Origin of the sequence: Micromonospora sp. RTGN7 (assembly GCF_033804645.1) — a bacterium.
Classification (GTDB): Bacteria; Actinomycetota; Actinomycetes; order Mycobacteriales; family Micromonosporaceae; genus Micromonospora.
The window spans coordinates 190883-204965 of the sequence record NZ_JAPZLF010000008.1 but is presented as its reverse complement, the minus strand read 5'-3'; the positions used below and the strand labels follow the sequence as shown (position 1 = coordinate 204965).

15 protein-coding genes are annotated in these 14083 nt (G+C 73.1%); all 15 read left to right on the top strand.

Going from position 1 to position 14083, the window contains the following annotated elements; translation table 11 throughout:
* Positions 1–205 precede the first annotated feature (205 nt).
* Positions 206–1579 (top strand): putative peptidoglycan glycosyltransferase FtsW, encoded by a 1374-nt coding sequence (locus tag SNR22_RS14460; RefSeq protein WP_320067171.1) that lies wholly within the window; start codon positions 206–208, stop codon positions 1577–1579.
* Positions 1579–2685 carry an undecaprenyldiphospho-muramoylpentapeptide beta-N-acetylglucosaminyltransferase gene (murG, locus tag SNR22_RS14455; RefSeq protein ID WP_320067066.1) on the top strand — a complete coding sequence of 369 codons (1107 nt, stop codon included), beginning with the start codon at positions 1579–1581 and terminating at the stop codon, positions 2683–2685. The genes SNR22_RS14460 and murG overlap by 1 nt, the downstream gene beginning before the upstream one ends.
* A 34-nt stretch (positions 2686–2719) precedes the next feature.
* The gene (gene murC / locus SNR22_RS14450; RefSeq protein WP_320067065.1) at positions 2720–4201 is read left to right on the top strand and encodes a UDP-N-acetylmuramate--L-alanine ligase; all 1482 of its coding nucleotides are present in this window, start codon (positions 2720–2722) and stop codon (positions 4199–4201) included.
* A complete protein-coding gene (locus tag SNR22_RS14445) occupies positions 4198–5010 on the top strand; it encodes a cell division protein FtsQ/DivIB (RefSeq protein WP_320067064.1) in 813 nt (270 codons plus the stop codon). Before murC ends, SNR22_RS14445 begins: the two co-directional genes overlap by 4 nt.
* Positions 5011–5285: 275 nt before the next feature.
* Positions 5286–6401 (top strand): cell division protein FtsZ, encoded by a 1116-nt coding sequence (ftsZ, locus tag SNR22_RS14440; RefSeq protein WP_320067063.1) that lies wholly within the window; start codon positions 5286–5288, stop codon positions 6399–6401.
* An 8-nt stretch (positions 6402–6409) separates the two neighbouring features.
* Positions 6410–7156 (top strand): YggS family pyridoxal phosphate-dependent enzyme, encoded by a 747-nt coding sequence (locus tag SNR22_RS14435; protein WP_320067062.1) that lies wholly within the window; start codon positions 6410–6412, stop codon positions 7154–7156.
* Positions 7157–7346: 190 nt separating this feature from the next.
* Positions 7347–8057, top strand: a complete 711-nt coding sequence (locus SNR22_RS14430; RefSeq protein ID WP_320067061.1) for a cell division protein SepF — start codon at positions 7347–7349, stop codon at positions 8055–8057.
* Between the two features lie 28 nt (positions 8058–8085).
* Entirely contained in the window at positions 8086–8385 is a 300-nt protein-coding gene (locus SNR22_RS14425; RefSeq protein WP_320067060.1) for a YggT family protein, read from the top strand.
* A 55-nt stretch (positions 8386–8440) separates the two neighbouring features.
* The gene (locus SNR22_RS14420; protein WP_320067059.1) at positions 8441–9244 is read left to right on the top strand and encodes a DivIVA domain-containing protein; all 804 of its coding nucleotides are present in this window, start codon (positions 8441–8443) and stop codon (positions 9242–9244) included.
* Between the two features lie 73 nt (positions 9245–9317).
* Entirely contained in the window at positions 9318–9965 is a 648-nt protein-coding gene (locus tag SNR22_RS14415) for a hypothetical protein (protein ID WP_320067058.1), read from the top strand.
* 4 nt (positions 9966–9969) lie between these two features.
* Positions 9970–10269 carry a DUF167 domain-containing protein gene (locus SNR22_RS14410; protein WP_320067057.1) on the top strand — a complete coding sequence of 100 codons (300 nt, stop codon included), beginning with the start codon at positions 9970–9972 and terminating at the stop codon, positions 10267–10269.
* A 22-nt stretch (positions 10270–10291) separates the two neighbouring features.
* Positions 10292–11797, top strand: coding sequence for a potassium/proton antiporter (locus tag SNR22_RS14405; protein WP_320067056.1), 1506 nt, complete (start codon positions 10292–10294; stop codon positions 11795–11797).
* Between the two features lie 225 nt (positions 11798–12022).
* Positions 12023–12442, top strand: coding sequence for a TraR/DksA family transcriptional regulator (locus SNR22_RS14400; protein WP_320067055.1), 420 nt, complete (start codon positions 12023–12025; stop codon positions 12440–12442).
* A gap of 62 nt (positions 12443–12504) precedes the next feature.
* Positions 12505–13113 carry a signal peptidase II gene (lspA, locus tag SNR22_RS14395; protein WP_320067054.1) on the top strand — a complete coding sequence of 203 codons (609 nt, stop codon included), beginning with the start codon at positions 12505–12507 and terminating at the stop codon, positions 13111–13113.
* Entirely contained in the window at positions 13110–14054 is a 945-nt protein-coding gene (locus SNR22_RS14390; protein WP_320067053.1) for an RluA family pseudouridine synthase, read from the top strand. Before lspA ends, SNR22_RS14390 begins: the two co-directional genes overlap by 4 nt.
* Positions 14055–14083: the final 29 nt, after the last annotated feature.

Below are 14083 nucleotides of genomic sequence, written 5' to 3'. Positions count from 1 at the left end.
CGGCGTTCGGCGGGAATGGGCCGCTCGCATTCGCGATGATGGGCGGGTGGGGGAGGACCGAGGTACCGGCACGACAACGACCGACACCGCGCCGCGACGGGTCGCGGGGGTGGGGCGCGCCGCCGACCCGCCGGCCCCGACGTCGAGATTCGGCCTGGACGCCGCCGGGGGGTTGGCCGCGCTGCGTGGCCTGCTGGCCCGGCCGATGGCGTCGTACTACCTGCTGATCTCCAGCACCGGCCTGCTGCTGGTGATCGGCCTGACCATGGTCTTCTCGGCCACCAGCGTGAAGAACTACGCCGAGGAGGGCAACGCCTTCGCCGATGCCACCCAACAGGCGATCTTCGCGGTGATCGGGGTGGTGGCGTTCTGGGCCTGCCAGCGGCTGCCGGCGAGCACCTACCGGTCGGTCGCCCGGACGGCGCTCGGGGTCGCCGTGGCGCTGCTGCTGCTGCTCAACCTGCTACTCGCCCTGGACTCGTTCTTCGGGATCGAGCAGGTCGGACCGCTGCGCGCCAAACTTCTGTGGCTCTTCGTCGGCGGCATTCAGCTCCAGCCCTCCGAGCTGGCGAAGTTCGCGCTGGTGCTCTGGGGAGCCGACGTGCTGGCCCGCAAGGGCGCCCGGCTCGGCTGGTGGAAGGAGCTGGCCACCCCGCTCTTCCCGGTGGTCGGCCTGCTGTTCGTGCTGGTCGGCTACAACGACGTCGGCACCATGCTCTGCCTGCTCGCCCTGGTCGTCGGGCTGCTCTGGGCGGCCGGGGTGCGGATGAAGGTCTTCGCGGTGCTGTCGGTGATCGGGCTGGTCGGCATCGGGCTGCTGGTCGCCGCCGCCTCACTGGGCGCCGGGTCGGGGGAGAAAGGGCAGGAGAACTACCGGCTGGCCCGGCTGACCAACTTCGTCAACCCGCCGCCGCCGCAGGAGTGCTTCGCCGAGCAGTGCTACCAGCTCGCCCAGGCCCGCAACGCCATCGAGCACGGCGGCTGGTTCGGCGTCGGGCTGGGCAAGAGCAGCCTCAAGTTCGGTTGGCTGCCCGAGGCGCACAACGACTTCATCTTCGCGGTGCTCGCCGAGGAGCTGGGCGTGGTCGGCTGCGTGGTGCTGATCACCCTCTTCGCGGTGCTCGGCTACACCGGCCTGCGGATCGCCCGCCGGGTGGAGGACCCGTTCCGCCGGCTCGCCGCGGCCGGGGCCACCACCTGGCTGGTCGGCCAGGCGATCATCAACATCGGCGGCGTGATCGGCCTGATGCCGCTGACCGGGGTGCCGCTGCCCTTCATCTCCGACGGCGGAAGTGCGCTGGTGGTCACCCTCGGGGCCATCGGGATGCTCGCCTCGTTCGCCCGCGCGGAACCCGACGCGGCCCGAGCCCTGCATGCCCGTCCGCCCGCCCGATGGGTCCGACTACTCTGGGCCCCGTTGCCGCCGCTTCCCGGCCGGCGCCGTCGACCGGTGCCGCCGCAGGCGGACCGTGGGTCCGTACCCCGGTCCCGGGCGCGGCGTGAGGACGACCAGGCCGCATCCCGTGGCGCCCGGCCGAACCGGGGCCGGGGCGGGACGGCGAACGAGAGGAGACGCTGATGGGTCCGCTGCGTTCGGTGGTGTTATGCGGAGGAGGCACGGGTGGACACATCTACCCGCTGCTCGCCTTCGCCGACTGCCTGCGCCGACACGACCCGGGCGTCCGGATCACCTGCCTCGGCACCCCGAAGGGCCTGGAGAACGAGCTGATCCCGCCGGCCGGCTACGACCTGCGGCAGATCCCGGCGTACCAGCTGCCCCGGTCGGTGAACATGAGTCTGGTCCGCACCCCGGACCGGATGTGGAAGGCGGCCCGCGGGGCGGGCAAAGTGATCGACGAGGTCGCCGCCGACGTGGTCGTCGGCTTCGGCGGGTACGTCTCGGTGCCCGGCTACCTCGCCGCCTGGCGGCGCGAACTGCCGATCGTCATCCACGAGGTGAACGTGCCGCCGGGGGTGGCCAACCGGCTCGGGATGAAGTTCACGAACAACGTCGCCGTGGGCTTCCCGCACCAGCCGGCGCAGGCCGAGGCGCTGCGTGACGCCCGGGTCGTCGGCGTGCCGCTGCGCCGGGGCATCGCCGGGCTGGACCGGGCTGCCAATGCCGCCGCCGCCCGTGCCCACTTCGGACTCCGCCCCGACCTGCCGGTGCTCTTCGTCGCGGGCGGCTCGCAGGGCGCCCGGTCGATCAACCTCGCCGTCGCGGGGGCCGCCAAGGAGTTGGCCCGGCACGGCGTGCAGGTGCTGCACGTGATGGGCGCCCGCAACGAGCCGGTGCCCGTCCCCACCGACCTGCCGGTGCCGTACGTGACGTTGCCGTACCTGTCCCAGATGGAGATCGGCTACGCCGCCGCCGACCTGATGCTCGGCCGCGGCGGAGCGATGACCTGCGCCGAGGTCGCCGCGATCGGCCTGCCCACCGTCTACGTGCCGTACCCGCACAGCAACCAGGAGCAGAAGCGCAACGCGCTGCCCGTGGTGGAGGCCGGCGGCGGGCTGCTCGTGGACGACGCCGAGCTGACTCCGGCCTGGGTGGAGCGGACGATCATCCCGCTGATCCGCGACCCGCACCGGCTCGCCGCGATGGGCGTCGCCGCGTCGGCGTACGGGCGGCGCGACGGCGACGAGGCGCTGCTGAACTTCGTCTACGAGGCGGTGGCTCGATGAGGGGCCCGACCGTCGCGACCGGAAGGTACCCGTCATGAACACCGCGCAGTTCACCCCGGCCGGCACCCTGACCGCCGAGGACCTGGGCCGGATCCACCTGATCGGGGTCGGCGGCGTCGGGATGAGCGGGCTGGCCCGGCTCTTCCTCACCCGGGGCCTGCCGGTCTCCGGCAGTGAGCTGCGGGACTGGCCGTCGCTGGCCGGGATGCGGGCGCTGGGCGGCACCGTCCACTCCCGCCACGAGGCGTCCAACCTCGACGGCGTGGACACCGTGGTCTACTCCTCGGCCATCCCGCAGGACCATCTGGAGATGGTGGAGGCACGGCGGCGCGGGCTGCGGGTGCTGCACCGCTCCGAGGCCTTGGCCGCGGCGATGACCGGCCGACGTACGGTGGCGGTGGCGGGCACCCACGGCAAGACCACCACCACGTCGATGGTGACCATGGTGCTCCAGCAGGCCGGCGTCGACCCGTCCTTCGTGATCGGCGGGGAGATCTCCGAGGTGGGCTCCGGGGCGCACCACGGCACCGGTGAGCACTTCGTGGTCGAGGCGGACGAGAGCGACCGCTCGTTCCTCATCTACCGCCCGTACCTGTCGGTGATCACCAACGTCGAGGCGGACCACCTCAACACCTACGGCGACCTGGCCACCCTGGAGGCGGCGTTCGCCGAGTTCGCCCGGCTCACCGACCCCGAGGGGTTCATCGTCACCTGCGCCGACGACCCGGGCGGGCGGCGGCTGGCCGAGACGCTGCGCGCCGAGGGCCGCCGGGTGCACACGTACGGCGAGGCCCCCGATGCGGACCTGCGGCTGCGCGACGTCGTCTCCTCCGCGCAGGGGGTGCGCTTCCTGGCCGAGATCGACGGCCGCTCGTTGGGCGAGATCCGGCTGCCAATGCCGGGGCGGCACATGGGGCTCAACAGCGCCTCGGCGGTGCTGACCGCGCACCTGCTGGGGCTGCCGGTCGAGGCAGCCGAGGCCGCGCTCGGCACGTTCCCGGGCGTACGGCGGCGCTTCGAGCGCAAGGGGGTCGCCGACGGGGTGTTGGTCTACGACGAGTACGCCTACCACCCGACCTCGATGACCCTGGCGTTGCAGACGCTGCGCGAGGTGGCCGGCGACGGGCGGCTGATCGTGGTGTTCCAGCCGTACCGGCTCTACCGCACCCGGGAACTCCAGGCGGAGATCGCGGCGGCGCTCGGCATTGCCGACGAGCTGGTGCTGTTGGAGGTCTTCGGTCCCGGTGAGCTGCGCGCGCCCGGGGAGGGATCGGCCGCGCTGGTCGAGGCGGTGCCGCTGCCGGCCGACCGGAAGGTCTTCGTGGACGCCTGGGACGACGTGCCGGTGGAGGTGGCCCGCCGGGCCCGCCCCGGCGACGTCGTGGTGACCATGGGCGCTCCGCCCATCTCGCTGCTGGGCGACCAACTGCTGGACGCCCTGACGGCCCGTACCGGTGACGCCACCGGCGTCGGCCCCGCGGTCGACCCGGACGGCTCGGCGACCACCGCCGGATGAGCCCCGGGCCGGCGCGCGGTCGCACCGCGGACCCGGGCGGGGGCCGGCGCGGCCCGGTGCGCCGCTGGCATCTCGTCCGCGCCGGCACCGACGCGGTGCCGCCGTCCACCCGGCGGTTCATGGCTCGGGCCCGGCAGCGTCGGATGCGCGCGGCGCTGCCCTGGGCGGTGGCCGTGGGCGTGGCCGCCCTGGCCGCGCTGGTCGCCTGGACGGTGCTCGGCACCGGCCTGTTCGGGGTGCGTGAGGTCCGGGTGGAGGGCGCCCAACTGGTCACGCCGGTCCAGGTCCGGGAGGCCGCCGCGGTGCCGGACGACCACCCGTTGTCCCGGGTGGACCTGGCCGCCGCCGCCCGGCGGATCGGCGGGCTGGCCCCGGTGGAGCGGGTGACGGTGTCCCGGGACTGGCCGGACACGCTGGTGGTGCGGGTGGTGGAGCGCACGCCCGCGGCGGTGGTGCCGCAGGGGCAGGCGTTCGCCGTGGTCGACCGCTCCGGGGTGGTGTTCCGGTCGCTGCCCCGGCAGCCGGAGGGCCTGCCGGTGATCCGGGTCGGCAGCCCGGGCCCGGACGACCCGGGGACCCGGGCCGGGCTGGAGGTGTTGGCCGCCCTGACCCCCCAGTTGCGCGCGCAGTTGGTGGAGGTGACCGTGGAGGGGCTGGCCCGGATCAGCCTTACGCTGCGTGGCGACCGGACCGTGGTCTGGGGGGACGCCACCCGGGCCGCGGACAAGGCCCGGGTGGCCACCGCGCTGCTCGGTCGGGAAGCCGACACGATCGACGTCAGTGCCCCGGAGGTCGTCACCTTCAAGTGACCGGCCGGTCAGGTGGCTGTCTGGAAGCAGCCGGTGGGGCCGCTGGGAGTGAGGTATGGGCCTCTCCGAGGGCGACACGCCGGGCGGGTCCTTGGCTCCGGGCGTGGGGCCGCTTACGTTGCCCCGAAGAGGATCAGTAGTTGACATAACTGTAAGCCTCTAGTAGAGGGTGAGAGTTCACCTCTCGACCTCCCGGGGAACAGCTGACGTCGGTGCTGGTCTGGCAAAGCCGTGTGGGGTCGGCCCATGCCAATCTCGAAGGGAAAGGACCGGAGATGACACCTCCGCACAACTACCTGGCGGTCATCAAGGTCGTCGGCATCGGGGGCGGCGGCGTCAACGCCGTCAACCGGATGATCGAGGTTGGGCTCAAGGGCGTCGAGTTCATCGCGATCAACACCGACGCGCAGGCGCTGCTGATGAGCGATGCCGACGTCAAGCTGGACGTGGGCCGCGAGCTGACCCGTGGGCTCGGCGCGGGCGCCAACCCGGACGTCGGCAAGAATGCCGCCGAGGACCACCGCGACGAGATCGAGGAGGTGCTCAAGGGCGCCGACATGGTCTTCGTGACCTGCGGCGAGGGCGGCGGCACCGGCACCGGCGGAGCGCCGGTGGTGGCGAACATCGCCCGCAAGCTCGGCGCGCTGACCATCGGCGTGGTCACCCGCCCGTTCTCGTTCGAGGGCAAGCGCCGGCAGGTGCAGGCCGAGACCGGAATAGACGAACTCCGCAATCAGTGCGACACGCTGATCGTCATCCCCAACGACCGGCTGCTGGCGCTCGGCGACCGCAACATCAGCATGATGGACGCGTTCCGCACCGCCGATCAGGTGCTCCTCTCCGGCGTCCAGGGCATCACCGACCTGATCACCACGCCGGGCCTGATCAACCTGGACTTCGCCGACGTCAAGAGCGTGATGAGTGGCGCGGGCAGCGCCCTGATGGGCATCGGCAGCGCCCGGGGCGAGAACCGCGCGGTCGAGGCGGCCGAGGCGGCCATCTCCAGCCCGCTGCTGGAGCAGAGCATGGACGGCGCACGTGGCGTGCTGCTCTCCATCGCCGGCGGTTCCGATCTCGGCCTGTTCGAGATCAACGACGCGGCCCAACTGGTCACCGACGCGGCTCACCCGGACGCCAACATCATCTTCGGCGCGGTCATCGACGACGCGCTCGGCGACGAGGTGCGGGTCACCGTGATAGCGGCAGGCTTCGACGGCGGCACGCCGGCGTACAAGGCCGTCGAGACGGGCCCCAAGGCCAACCGGAACCAGCCGGCTCAGCCCAGCACGCCGTCCACGCCGCCGGCCACGATGCCCGCGCCGACCCAGTCGCCGCGTCGGGTGCTCTTCGACGACGTGGACGTGCCGGACTTCCTCAAGAACGGATCCTGAGCGCCCCGATGCCCGACGCGAACCCGACCGGGTGCCCGGACCGCCGGGCCGAGCTGGCGGCCGGGCTGGCCTGGGTCCGGTCCCGGATCGCCGACGCCTGCGTCGCCGCCGGGCGGGACCGCTCCGAGGTCACCATGGTCGCCGTCACCAAGACCTACCCGGCCTCCGACGTGCTGGCTCTGGCCGGCCTCGGGGTCAGCGACGTGGGGGAGAACCGGGACCAGGAGGCCGCGGGCAAGGCCGCCGAGGTGGCCGCCGCGGGGGCGGACCCCCGGTGGCACTTCATCGGGCAGTTGCAGCGCAACAAGTGCCGCTCGGTGGTCCGGTACGCCGACGTCGTGCAGTCGGTCGGCAGCGTCCGGCTGGTCCGGGCGCTGGGCCTCGCGGCGGTGGCCGGCCGGGACCGGCCCCTCGACGTGCTGATCCAGGTCAGCATCGACGCCGACCCGGTCCGGGGCGGCGCGCTGCCGGGCTCCGCCGATCCGGACGCCGGGCTGTACCCGGTGGCCGAGGCGGTGGCCGGCGCGGACGGGCTGCGGCTGGCCGGGCTGATGGCGGTGGCCCCGCTCGGCTGGGAGCCGGAGCGGGCGTTCGCCCGGCTGGCCGAGGTGGCGCGGGGGTTCCGCGCCGCGCATCCCGAGGCGGTCGCGCTCTCCGCCGGAATGAGCGGGGATCTGGAAACCGCGATCGGGTACGGCGCGACACATGTCCGCGTCGGTAGCGCGTTGCTCGGAATGCGTTCCACGCTGCGGTAGCCTGACGACGAGAGAAGCAAATTACATCAGTGTTGTTTCAGGAGCGGCGGTCCCGACGCTAGGGGGCGTGGCCCGTGATCGCGAATCGCGGGCCGGGGGATTGGCGTTCCGCTCCGGGGGGCAGTTGTCCACCCGAGAGAAGCGACACGGCACGGGGGCGCGTGCCGCACGGCGGACGGAAGGGCGCGGGATGGGTGCACTGCGCAAGGCGGGGGTCTGGCTCGGTCTGGTCGAGGAGGACGACGAGCGGGCCTACGACGACGGTGGCTACGACAAGGGTGACTACCGCGAGTCGCGCTACCGGCAGGGCCGGTACGCCGAGGAGTTCGCCGACGACGATGACGACGAGTCGGACGAGCCGACGACGCCCCGGCCCCGGATGGGGGAGCGGGGTCGGCTGACCGAGCGCTCCGCCAGTCGGTCGGGGGAGAGTGACCGGGCTGACCCCGATCGGCCGGAGCGGGCCGAGCGCGAGCGCCCCGACCGCTCCAGCGTGCGGTCGATCACCCGCAGCTCCGCCGGTGACGGCTCGGGCTCGCTGTCGTACCACACTCGGGACAACCTGGCCCTGGCCCCGCAGTCCTCGACGCGGGAGCGGGTCGCGCCGGCCGAGGAGGAGCAGCGGTACCAGATCACCACGCTGCACCCGACCACCTACCGTGAGGCCCGCACGATCGGGGAGCACTTCCGCGACGGCGTCCCGGTGATCATCAACCTCACCGAGATGGACGAGGCCGATGCCCGCCGTCTGGTTGATTTCGCCGCCGGGCTGGCCTTCGGCCTGCGCGGTACGATCGAGCGCGTGACCAACCGGGTGTTCCTGCTCTCACCGGCCAACGTCCAGGTCACCGCGGAGGACAAGGCCAAAATAGCCGAGGGCGGGTTCTTCAGCCTGAGTTAGCCCGCCCGACAGAGGGACGTCGCCTGCTGTGTTGTCGATCCTGCTGCAAGTTCTGTACCTGATTCTGTATGTCTTTCTGATCCTTCTTCTGTCCCGGTTTGTCCTCAGCGCGGTCCTCGCGTACGGTCGCCGCTGGCAGCCTGGGCGGGGGGCGGCAGCAGGACTGGAATCCGTGTGGAGCGTCACTGATCCGCCTCTCAAGGCGTTGAGGCGTGTGATCCCTCCACTGCGAATTGGTACCGTGAGCATCGACCTGGCCTCCCTTGTGCTCCTGGTTATCCTGTCCGTGCTGATGGAGTTCGTGTTGAAGCGGCTGATCCTCGGGTGATTGACGCCCGCAGGCCCAGCCCGCTACGCGGCCGCAACTGACCCGAGGAGTTTCGATGCCGCTGACCCCGGCCGACGTCCACAACGTCGCCTTCAAAAAGCCGCCGATCGGCAAGCGGGGGTATGACGAGGAGGAGGTCGACGCCTTCCTGGACGAGGTCGAGCGCGAGCTTGCCCGTCTGATCGAGGAGAACAACGAGCTGCGCGCCCAGGTGGAGCGCGGTGGCCGTGGCGGTGCCCCCGCCGGCCCCGGCGGCGACGCCCGGCTCGCCGCAGAGCTCAACGACGTCAAGGCTCAGCTCGACCGGGTGCAGCGCGACAAGGCGGCGGCCGAGCAGGCCGCCCGCGCGATGCAGGCCGAGCTGGAGCAGGTCCGTAGCCAGGGCGGCCCGGCCGCGACCGGTGACGGTGAGCAGCAGGCGCTGCGGGTGCTGATGATGGCCCAGCGCACCGCCGACGACCACGTCTCCGACGCGCGTCGCGAGGCCGACCAGCTGCTCTCCGAGGCCCGTTCGAAGGCCGAGGAAGTCACCCACGAGGCGCGGGCCAAGGCCGACGCCCTGGAGCGCGACGCCCGCCAGCGGCACCAGGAGGCCATGGGCGGCCTGGACGCCAAGCGCACCGCGTTGCAGAAGCACATCGAGGAGCTCAAGCAGTTCGAGCGGGAGTACCGCACCCGGCTCAAGGCGTACCTGGAGAGCCAGCTGCGCGACCTCGACGGTCGCGGCCAGGGCTTGGAGGTCGAGATGACCCGCGAGGGCGGCCGCGCCGTCGGCGGCAGCAACGGCCTCGCTGCCGCTGCGGGTCTCGCCAGCTCGTACGGCGGCGGTCGCTCCGGCGCGCTGGAGTCGGGCCGCTGATCCCGTTTCGGCGGCCGTCATGGGGACGGCCGCCGATCGCGCCAACCTGAATCCGACGCGGCGGGGGTGAGCCGTGATAGTCGCAAGTCTGCTGCTCATCCTCGTCGCCGTCGTGCTCCTGGTGGTCGGCCTCACTGGCGGCTCCAGCCTGCTGCTGACCGCCTCAATCGCGGCCAGCCTGCTGGCCGCCGTCGCGTTGGTGGTCGGTGCCCGCCAGGCGGCCGCCATCCGGGCGGCAGCCGAGCGGCCCGACCCGGACGCCACCCGGGTACGCCGGCCATCGGCCGGCGACGACCCGGAGGGCGGGGTCACCTCCCCGGCCAGGCCGGGGATCCCCGTCCAGCACGTTCCCCCGACGATCGGCACCGGGCGGCGGCAACCGCCCGGGTCGCCGGCCGTCGGGGAGGGCACGTACGACGTGCCCGCCGCCGACGACCCGCTGGCCCCGTACGCCGATGCGGCCGGGCCGGACCGGGCCACGCCGTCCGACGAGCCGCCCGCCCTGCGGGTGTCCCCGGCGGACGCGGCGCTGGTCGCCGGGCTCGACGCCGAGGTTCAGGTCGTCGACGGGCGGCCCCGCTACCACCTGGCCGACTGCCCGCACCTGTTCGGCCGGGAGTCCGAGCCGCTGCCGGTGGCCGCGGCCGTGCGGCTGGGCTTCACCCCGTGCGCGCGCTGCGCCCCGGACACCGTCCTCCTCGCCGACGCCGGGCCGCGCTGACCTCATGGACGACTCGCTCACCGTCGCTGTACGGGTGAAACCGGGTGTCGCCCGGGCCCGGGTTGGCGGCCGGCACGACGGCCCGCACGGGCCGGCCCTGGTGATCGCCGTGAACGCCCCGCCGCTCGACGGCCGGGCCACCGAGGCGGCCCGGCGGGCGCTGGCCGAGGCGCTCGGCGTCCGGCCGGCTGCCGTGTCGCTGCGAACCGGCGCGGCCAGCCGCGACAAGCTCTTCGTCGTCGAGCGTCCGACGCCGGAGTTGGCCGAGGCGCTGCGCCTGCTGCGCGACGGGTCCGCCCGGTGACGGCTGCCCGCCTCGGGTCGGCATGACCCCCGGGTTCGACCTCGCCTTGCTGCTCGGTGCCGCGGTGCTGCTGGTGGCGGTCGGCGCGGTCCGCTTCTCCACCCGACTCGGCGTGCCCAGCCTCCTGGTCTACCTGGCGCTCGGCGTGGCGATCGGCAGGTCCGGGTTGGGCATCCGGTTCGACGACGTCGAGCTGACCCGTACCCTCGGCTTCTGCGCCCTGGTGGTGATCATCGCGGAGGGTGGGCTGACCGCCCGGTGGAGCACCCTGCGCCCGGTGCTCGGCCTGGTCGCGGTGCTCTCCACCGTCGGGGTGGTGGTGAGCATCCTGGTGGTCGGTCTGGCGGTGCACCTGCTGCTCGGGCTGGACTGGCGGCTGGCCATGCTCTACGGCGCGGTGCTCTCCTCCACCGACGCCGCCGCCGTCTTCGCCACCCTGCGTCGGCTGCGCCTGCCGCCCCGGCTGGTCGCCACCCTGGAGGCCGAGTCCGGGATCAACGACGCCCCGGTGGTGCTGCTGGTGGTGCTGCTGTCCCGCTCGGCCACCGACGCCGGCCACTCCTGGTGGTACGAGGTGCTGCTGCTCGGCTACGAGCTGGGTGTCGGCGCCGCGGTCGGGGTGGGGGTCGGGCTCGCCGGCCGGGCGGCGCTGCGCAAGGCGGCGCTGCCCTCGGCGGGGCTGTACCCCATCGCGGCGGTCGGCTTCACCGTGCTCGCGTACGCCGCCGGGGCGGTGCTGCACGCCTCCGGCTTCCTGGCCGTCTACGTCGCGGGGGTGCTGTTGGGTAACGCCCGGCTGCCGCACCGGCAGGCCATCCTGGGCTTCGCCGACGGGTTGGCCTGGCTGGCCCAGATCGGCCTGTTCGTGCTGCTCGGGCTGCTGGCCTCGCCGGGCCGGCTGGACGCGGCGCTGTTGCCGGCGATCGTCGCCGGGCTGGCGCTGGTGCTGGTTGCCCGCCCGCTGTCGGTGGCGGTCTCCGCCTGGCCGTTCCGGTTCGGCCTGCGCGAACAGGCGTTTCTGTCCTGGGCGGGGCTGCGCGGGGCGGTGCCGATCGTGCTGGCGACCATCCCGCTGTCGCAACGGGTGCCGGGGGCGGAGGGGCTCTTCGACGCGGTGTTCGTGCTGGTGGTGATCTTTACCCTGCTCCAGGCGGGCACCCTCGCCCCGGCCGCCCGCTGGCTGCGGGTGACCGCTCCGGCGGAGCCGGCGGAGATCCGGGTGGAGATCGCGCCGCTGGAGCGGATGCGGGCGGACCTGCTCCAGGTGGAGGTGCCCGCGCAGTCGCGGCTGGCCGGGGTGCACGTGGACGAGCTGCGGCTGCCGGTGGGTGCGTCGGTGACCCTGGTGCTGCGCGACGGCGCGGGCTTCGTGCCCGGCCCGGACACCCGGTTGAAGGCCGGCGACAGCCTGCTGATCGTCGCGACGGCCGGGGCGCGGGACGCCGCCGAGCGGCGGCTGCGTGCGGTCAGCCGCCGGGGTCGCCTAGCTCGATGGTTTGGCGAGTACGGCGAGGATCGTGAGGGTTGATCTGCTAGCGTTCCTTTTGCCCATTTGAGGGCTTTTCGGGACGGAATGACGATGCGGCGGTGCGGCACGTTGTCGGACGCCGGTACGTTCCGTATTCTTGCCAATCTCCGGAGTGCGCGGCGTCCTTTGCCGCGCGCCCGTTTTGTTACTCAGGGAGCGCCAGGCCGGCGATCCCTGTCCAGGGGCCGCGGCGCCGCCGCGGCGCCGCGGCGCGAGGGAGCGACGATGGCGAAGCCAGCCGACACCAGGACCGCCGGCCGCAAGCCGGTGGTCAAGGCCACCCGCAGCGCCGCCGAGACCGAGAAGATCCGGGCTGCCCTGGCGGCGCGGCGCGACGAGTTGCGCGCCGAGTACGATCAGACGCTGAGCGAGATCACCGAGCTGCAGCGCGACCGGCTGACGGACTCGGCCGGGGACGACCAGGCCGACACCGGTGCCAAGACGTTGGAGCGGGAGCAGGAGATCTCACTCGCCAACAGCATCCGGGAACGGGTCACGCAGGTCGAGCGGGCCCTGGAGCGGCTCGACGAGGGCGGCTACGGCTGGTGCGCGCGGTGCGGCGACCCGATCCCGGTGGAGCGGCTCGCCGCGTTTCCGGCGGCGACCCTCTGTGTGAAGTGCAAGCAGCTGGAGGAGCGGCGCTGACCGGCGCTCCCCGGCCGATCAGACGGTGAGCGATCACCGCCAAGAGCGTCGATGGGGAGCAGATGACGGCTACACCGCCCGCCGGAACCGATACCGGCACCGCCGAGCCGGGCGGAGGCAGACTCCGGCATCGGGCGGTGGTGATCCTCGCCGCGGTCGCCCTGGTGGCGTTCCTGGCCGACCTGCTCACCAAGCACCTCGCCCTGCTCGGGCTCAGCGACCGGGAGCCGGTGCGGCTGCTCGGGGGCGCGGTCTACCTCAGCCTCACCCGCAACAGCGGTGCGGCATGGAGCATCGGCGCCGACCACACCTGGATCTTCCCGCTGATCACCCTGGCGGTGATCGGCTGGATCTGCTGGATGGCGGTGCGGCTGCGCTCGGTGCCCTGGGCGGTCTCGCTCGGCCTGGTGCTCGGCGGGGCGCTGGGCAACCTGGTGGACCGGATCTTCCGCGCTCCTGGTCACTTCGTCGGCCACGTGGTCGACATGATCAGCCTGTTCGACCCGTACGGCCAGGTCTGGCCGGTGTTCAACCTGGCCGACAGCGCACTGGTCTGCGGCGTGGTGCTGGCCGTGGTGCTGGAACTCACCGGCCGTCAGCGCGACGGCTCCCGCCTCGGCCGGGAGAAGACCACCGACGAGACCCCCGCCACGCAGCGGGAGCGCGCGTGAGCGCCGCGTCCGCCGCGGGCGGCGACCACCGTTCCCTGCCGGTGCCGGACGGGCTGGACGGCATGCGGCTCGACCAGGCCGTGTCCCGGCTCTTCGGGCTCTCCCGCACGGCCGCCGCGGCCCTGGTCGACGCCGGCGACGCGCTGGTCGACGGCGCGGCCCGGCCCAACTCGCACAAGGTGAAGGCCGGCTCGTGGCTGGAGGTGACGCTGCCCGCCCCGATCGTCGCGCCGACCATGGTGCAGCAGGCCGTTCCCGGACTGCGGGTGGTGTACGCCGACGACGACATCGTGGTGGTGGACAAGCCGGTGGGCGTGGCGGCCCACCCCAGCCCCGGCTGGACCGGCCCGACCGTGATCGGCGGCCTCGCCGCCGTCGGGCACCGCATCTCCACCAGCGGCGCGGCCGAGCGGCAGGGCGTGGTGCACCGCCTCGACGTCGGGACCACCGGGATCATGACGGTGGCCAAGAGCGAGCAGGCGTACACCGCGTTGAAGTGGGCCTTCAAGCACCGCGAGGTGGAGAAGCGCTACCACGCCGTGGTGCAGGGCCACCCGGATCCGCTGCGCGGCACCATCGACGCCCCGATCGACCGGCACCCGCACCACGACTACCGCTGGGCGGTGGTCTCGGGCGGAAAGCCCAGCATCACCCACTACGACACCCTGGAGGCGTTTCCGTCCGCGAGCCTGCTGGACGTCCGGCTGGAGACCGGCCGGACCCACCAGATCCGAGTGCACTTCTCCGCCCTGCGCCACCCCTGCGTGGGCGACGTCACCTACGGCGCCGACCCGACGATCTCCGCCCGGCTCGGGCTGAGCCGGCAGTGGCTGCACGCCCGGTCGCTGAGCTTCGCGCATCCCCGCACGGGGGACGAGGTGACGTTCGTCAGCGACTATCCTGACGACCTGGACCGGGCGCTGCGGGTTCTCCGCGACTGACCCGACACTCTTTCCGACGAGGGGGGCCG

What these genes read in the sequence shown, in the direction of transcription:
- SNR22_RS14460 (WP_320067171.1), top strand. Translation starts at nt 206, where the DNA reads ATGGCGTCGTACTACCTGCTGATCTCCAGCACCGGCCTGCTGCTGGTG.
- murG (WP_320067066.1), top strand. Translation starts at nt 1,579, where the DNA reads ATGGGTCCGCTGCGTTCGGTGGTGTTATGCGGAGGAGGCACGGGTGGA.
- murC (WP_320067065.1), top strand. Translation starts at nt 2,720, where the DNA reads ATGAACACCGCGCAGTTCACCCCGGCCGGCACCCTGACCGCCGAGGAC.
- SNR22_RS14445 (WP_320067064.1), top strand. Translation starts at nt 4,198, where the DNA reads ATGAGCCCCGGGCCGGCGCGCGGTCGCACCGCGGACCCGGGCGGGGGC.
- ftsZ (WP_320067063.1), top strand. Translation starts at nt 5,286, where the DNA reads ATGACACCTCCGCACAACTACCTGGCGGTCATCAAGGTCGTCGGCATC.
- SNR22_RS14435 (WP_320067062.1), top strand. Translation starts at nt 6,410, where the DNA reads ATGCCCGACGCGAACCCGACCGGGTGCCCGGACCGCCGGGCCGAGCTG.
- SNR22_RS14430 (WP_320067061.1), top strand. Translation starts at nt 7,347, where the DNA reads ATGGGTGCACTGCGCAAGGCGGGGGTCTGGCTCGGTCTGGTCGAGGAG.
- SNR22_RS14420 (WP_320067059.1), top strand. Translation starts at nt 8,441, where the DNA reads ATGCCGCTGACCCCGGCCGACGTCCACAACGTCGCCTTCAAAAAGCCG.
- SNR22_RS14410 (WP_320067057.1), top strand. Translation starts at nt 9,970, where the DNA reads ATGGACGACTCGCTCACCGTCGCTGTACGGGTGAAACCGGGTGTCGCC.
- SNR22_RS14405 (WP_320067056.1), top strand. Translation starts at nt 10,292, where the DNA reads ATGACCCCCGGGTTCGACCTCGCCTTGCTGCTCGGTGCCGCGGTGCTG.
- SNR22_RS14400 (WP_320067055.1), top strand. Translation starts at nt 12,023, where the DNA reads ATGGCGAAGCCAGCCGACACCAGGACCGCCGGCCGCAAGCCGGTGGTC.
- lspA (WP_320067054.1), top strand. Translation starts at nt 12,505, where the DNA reads ATGACGGCTACACCGCCCGCCGGAACCGATACCGGCACCGCCGAGCCG.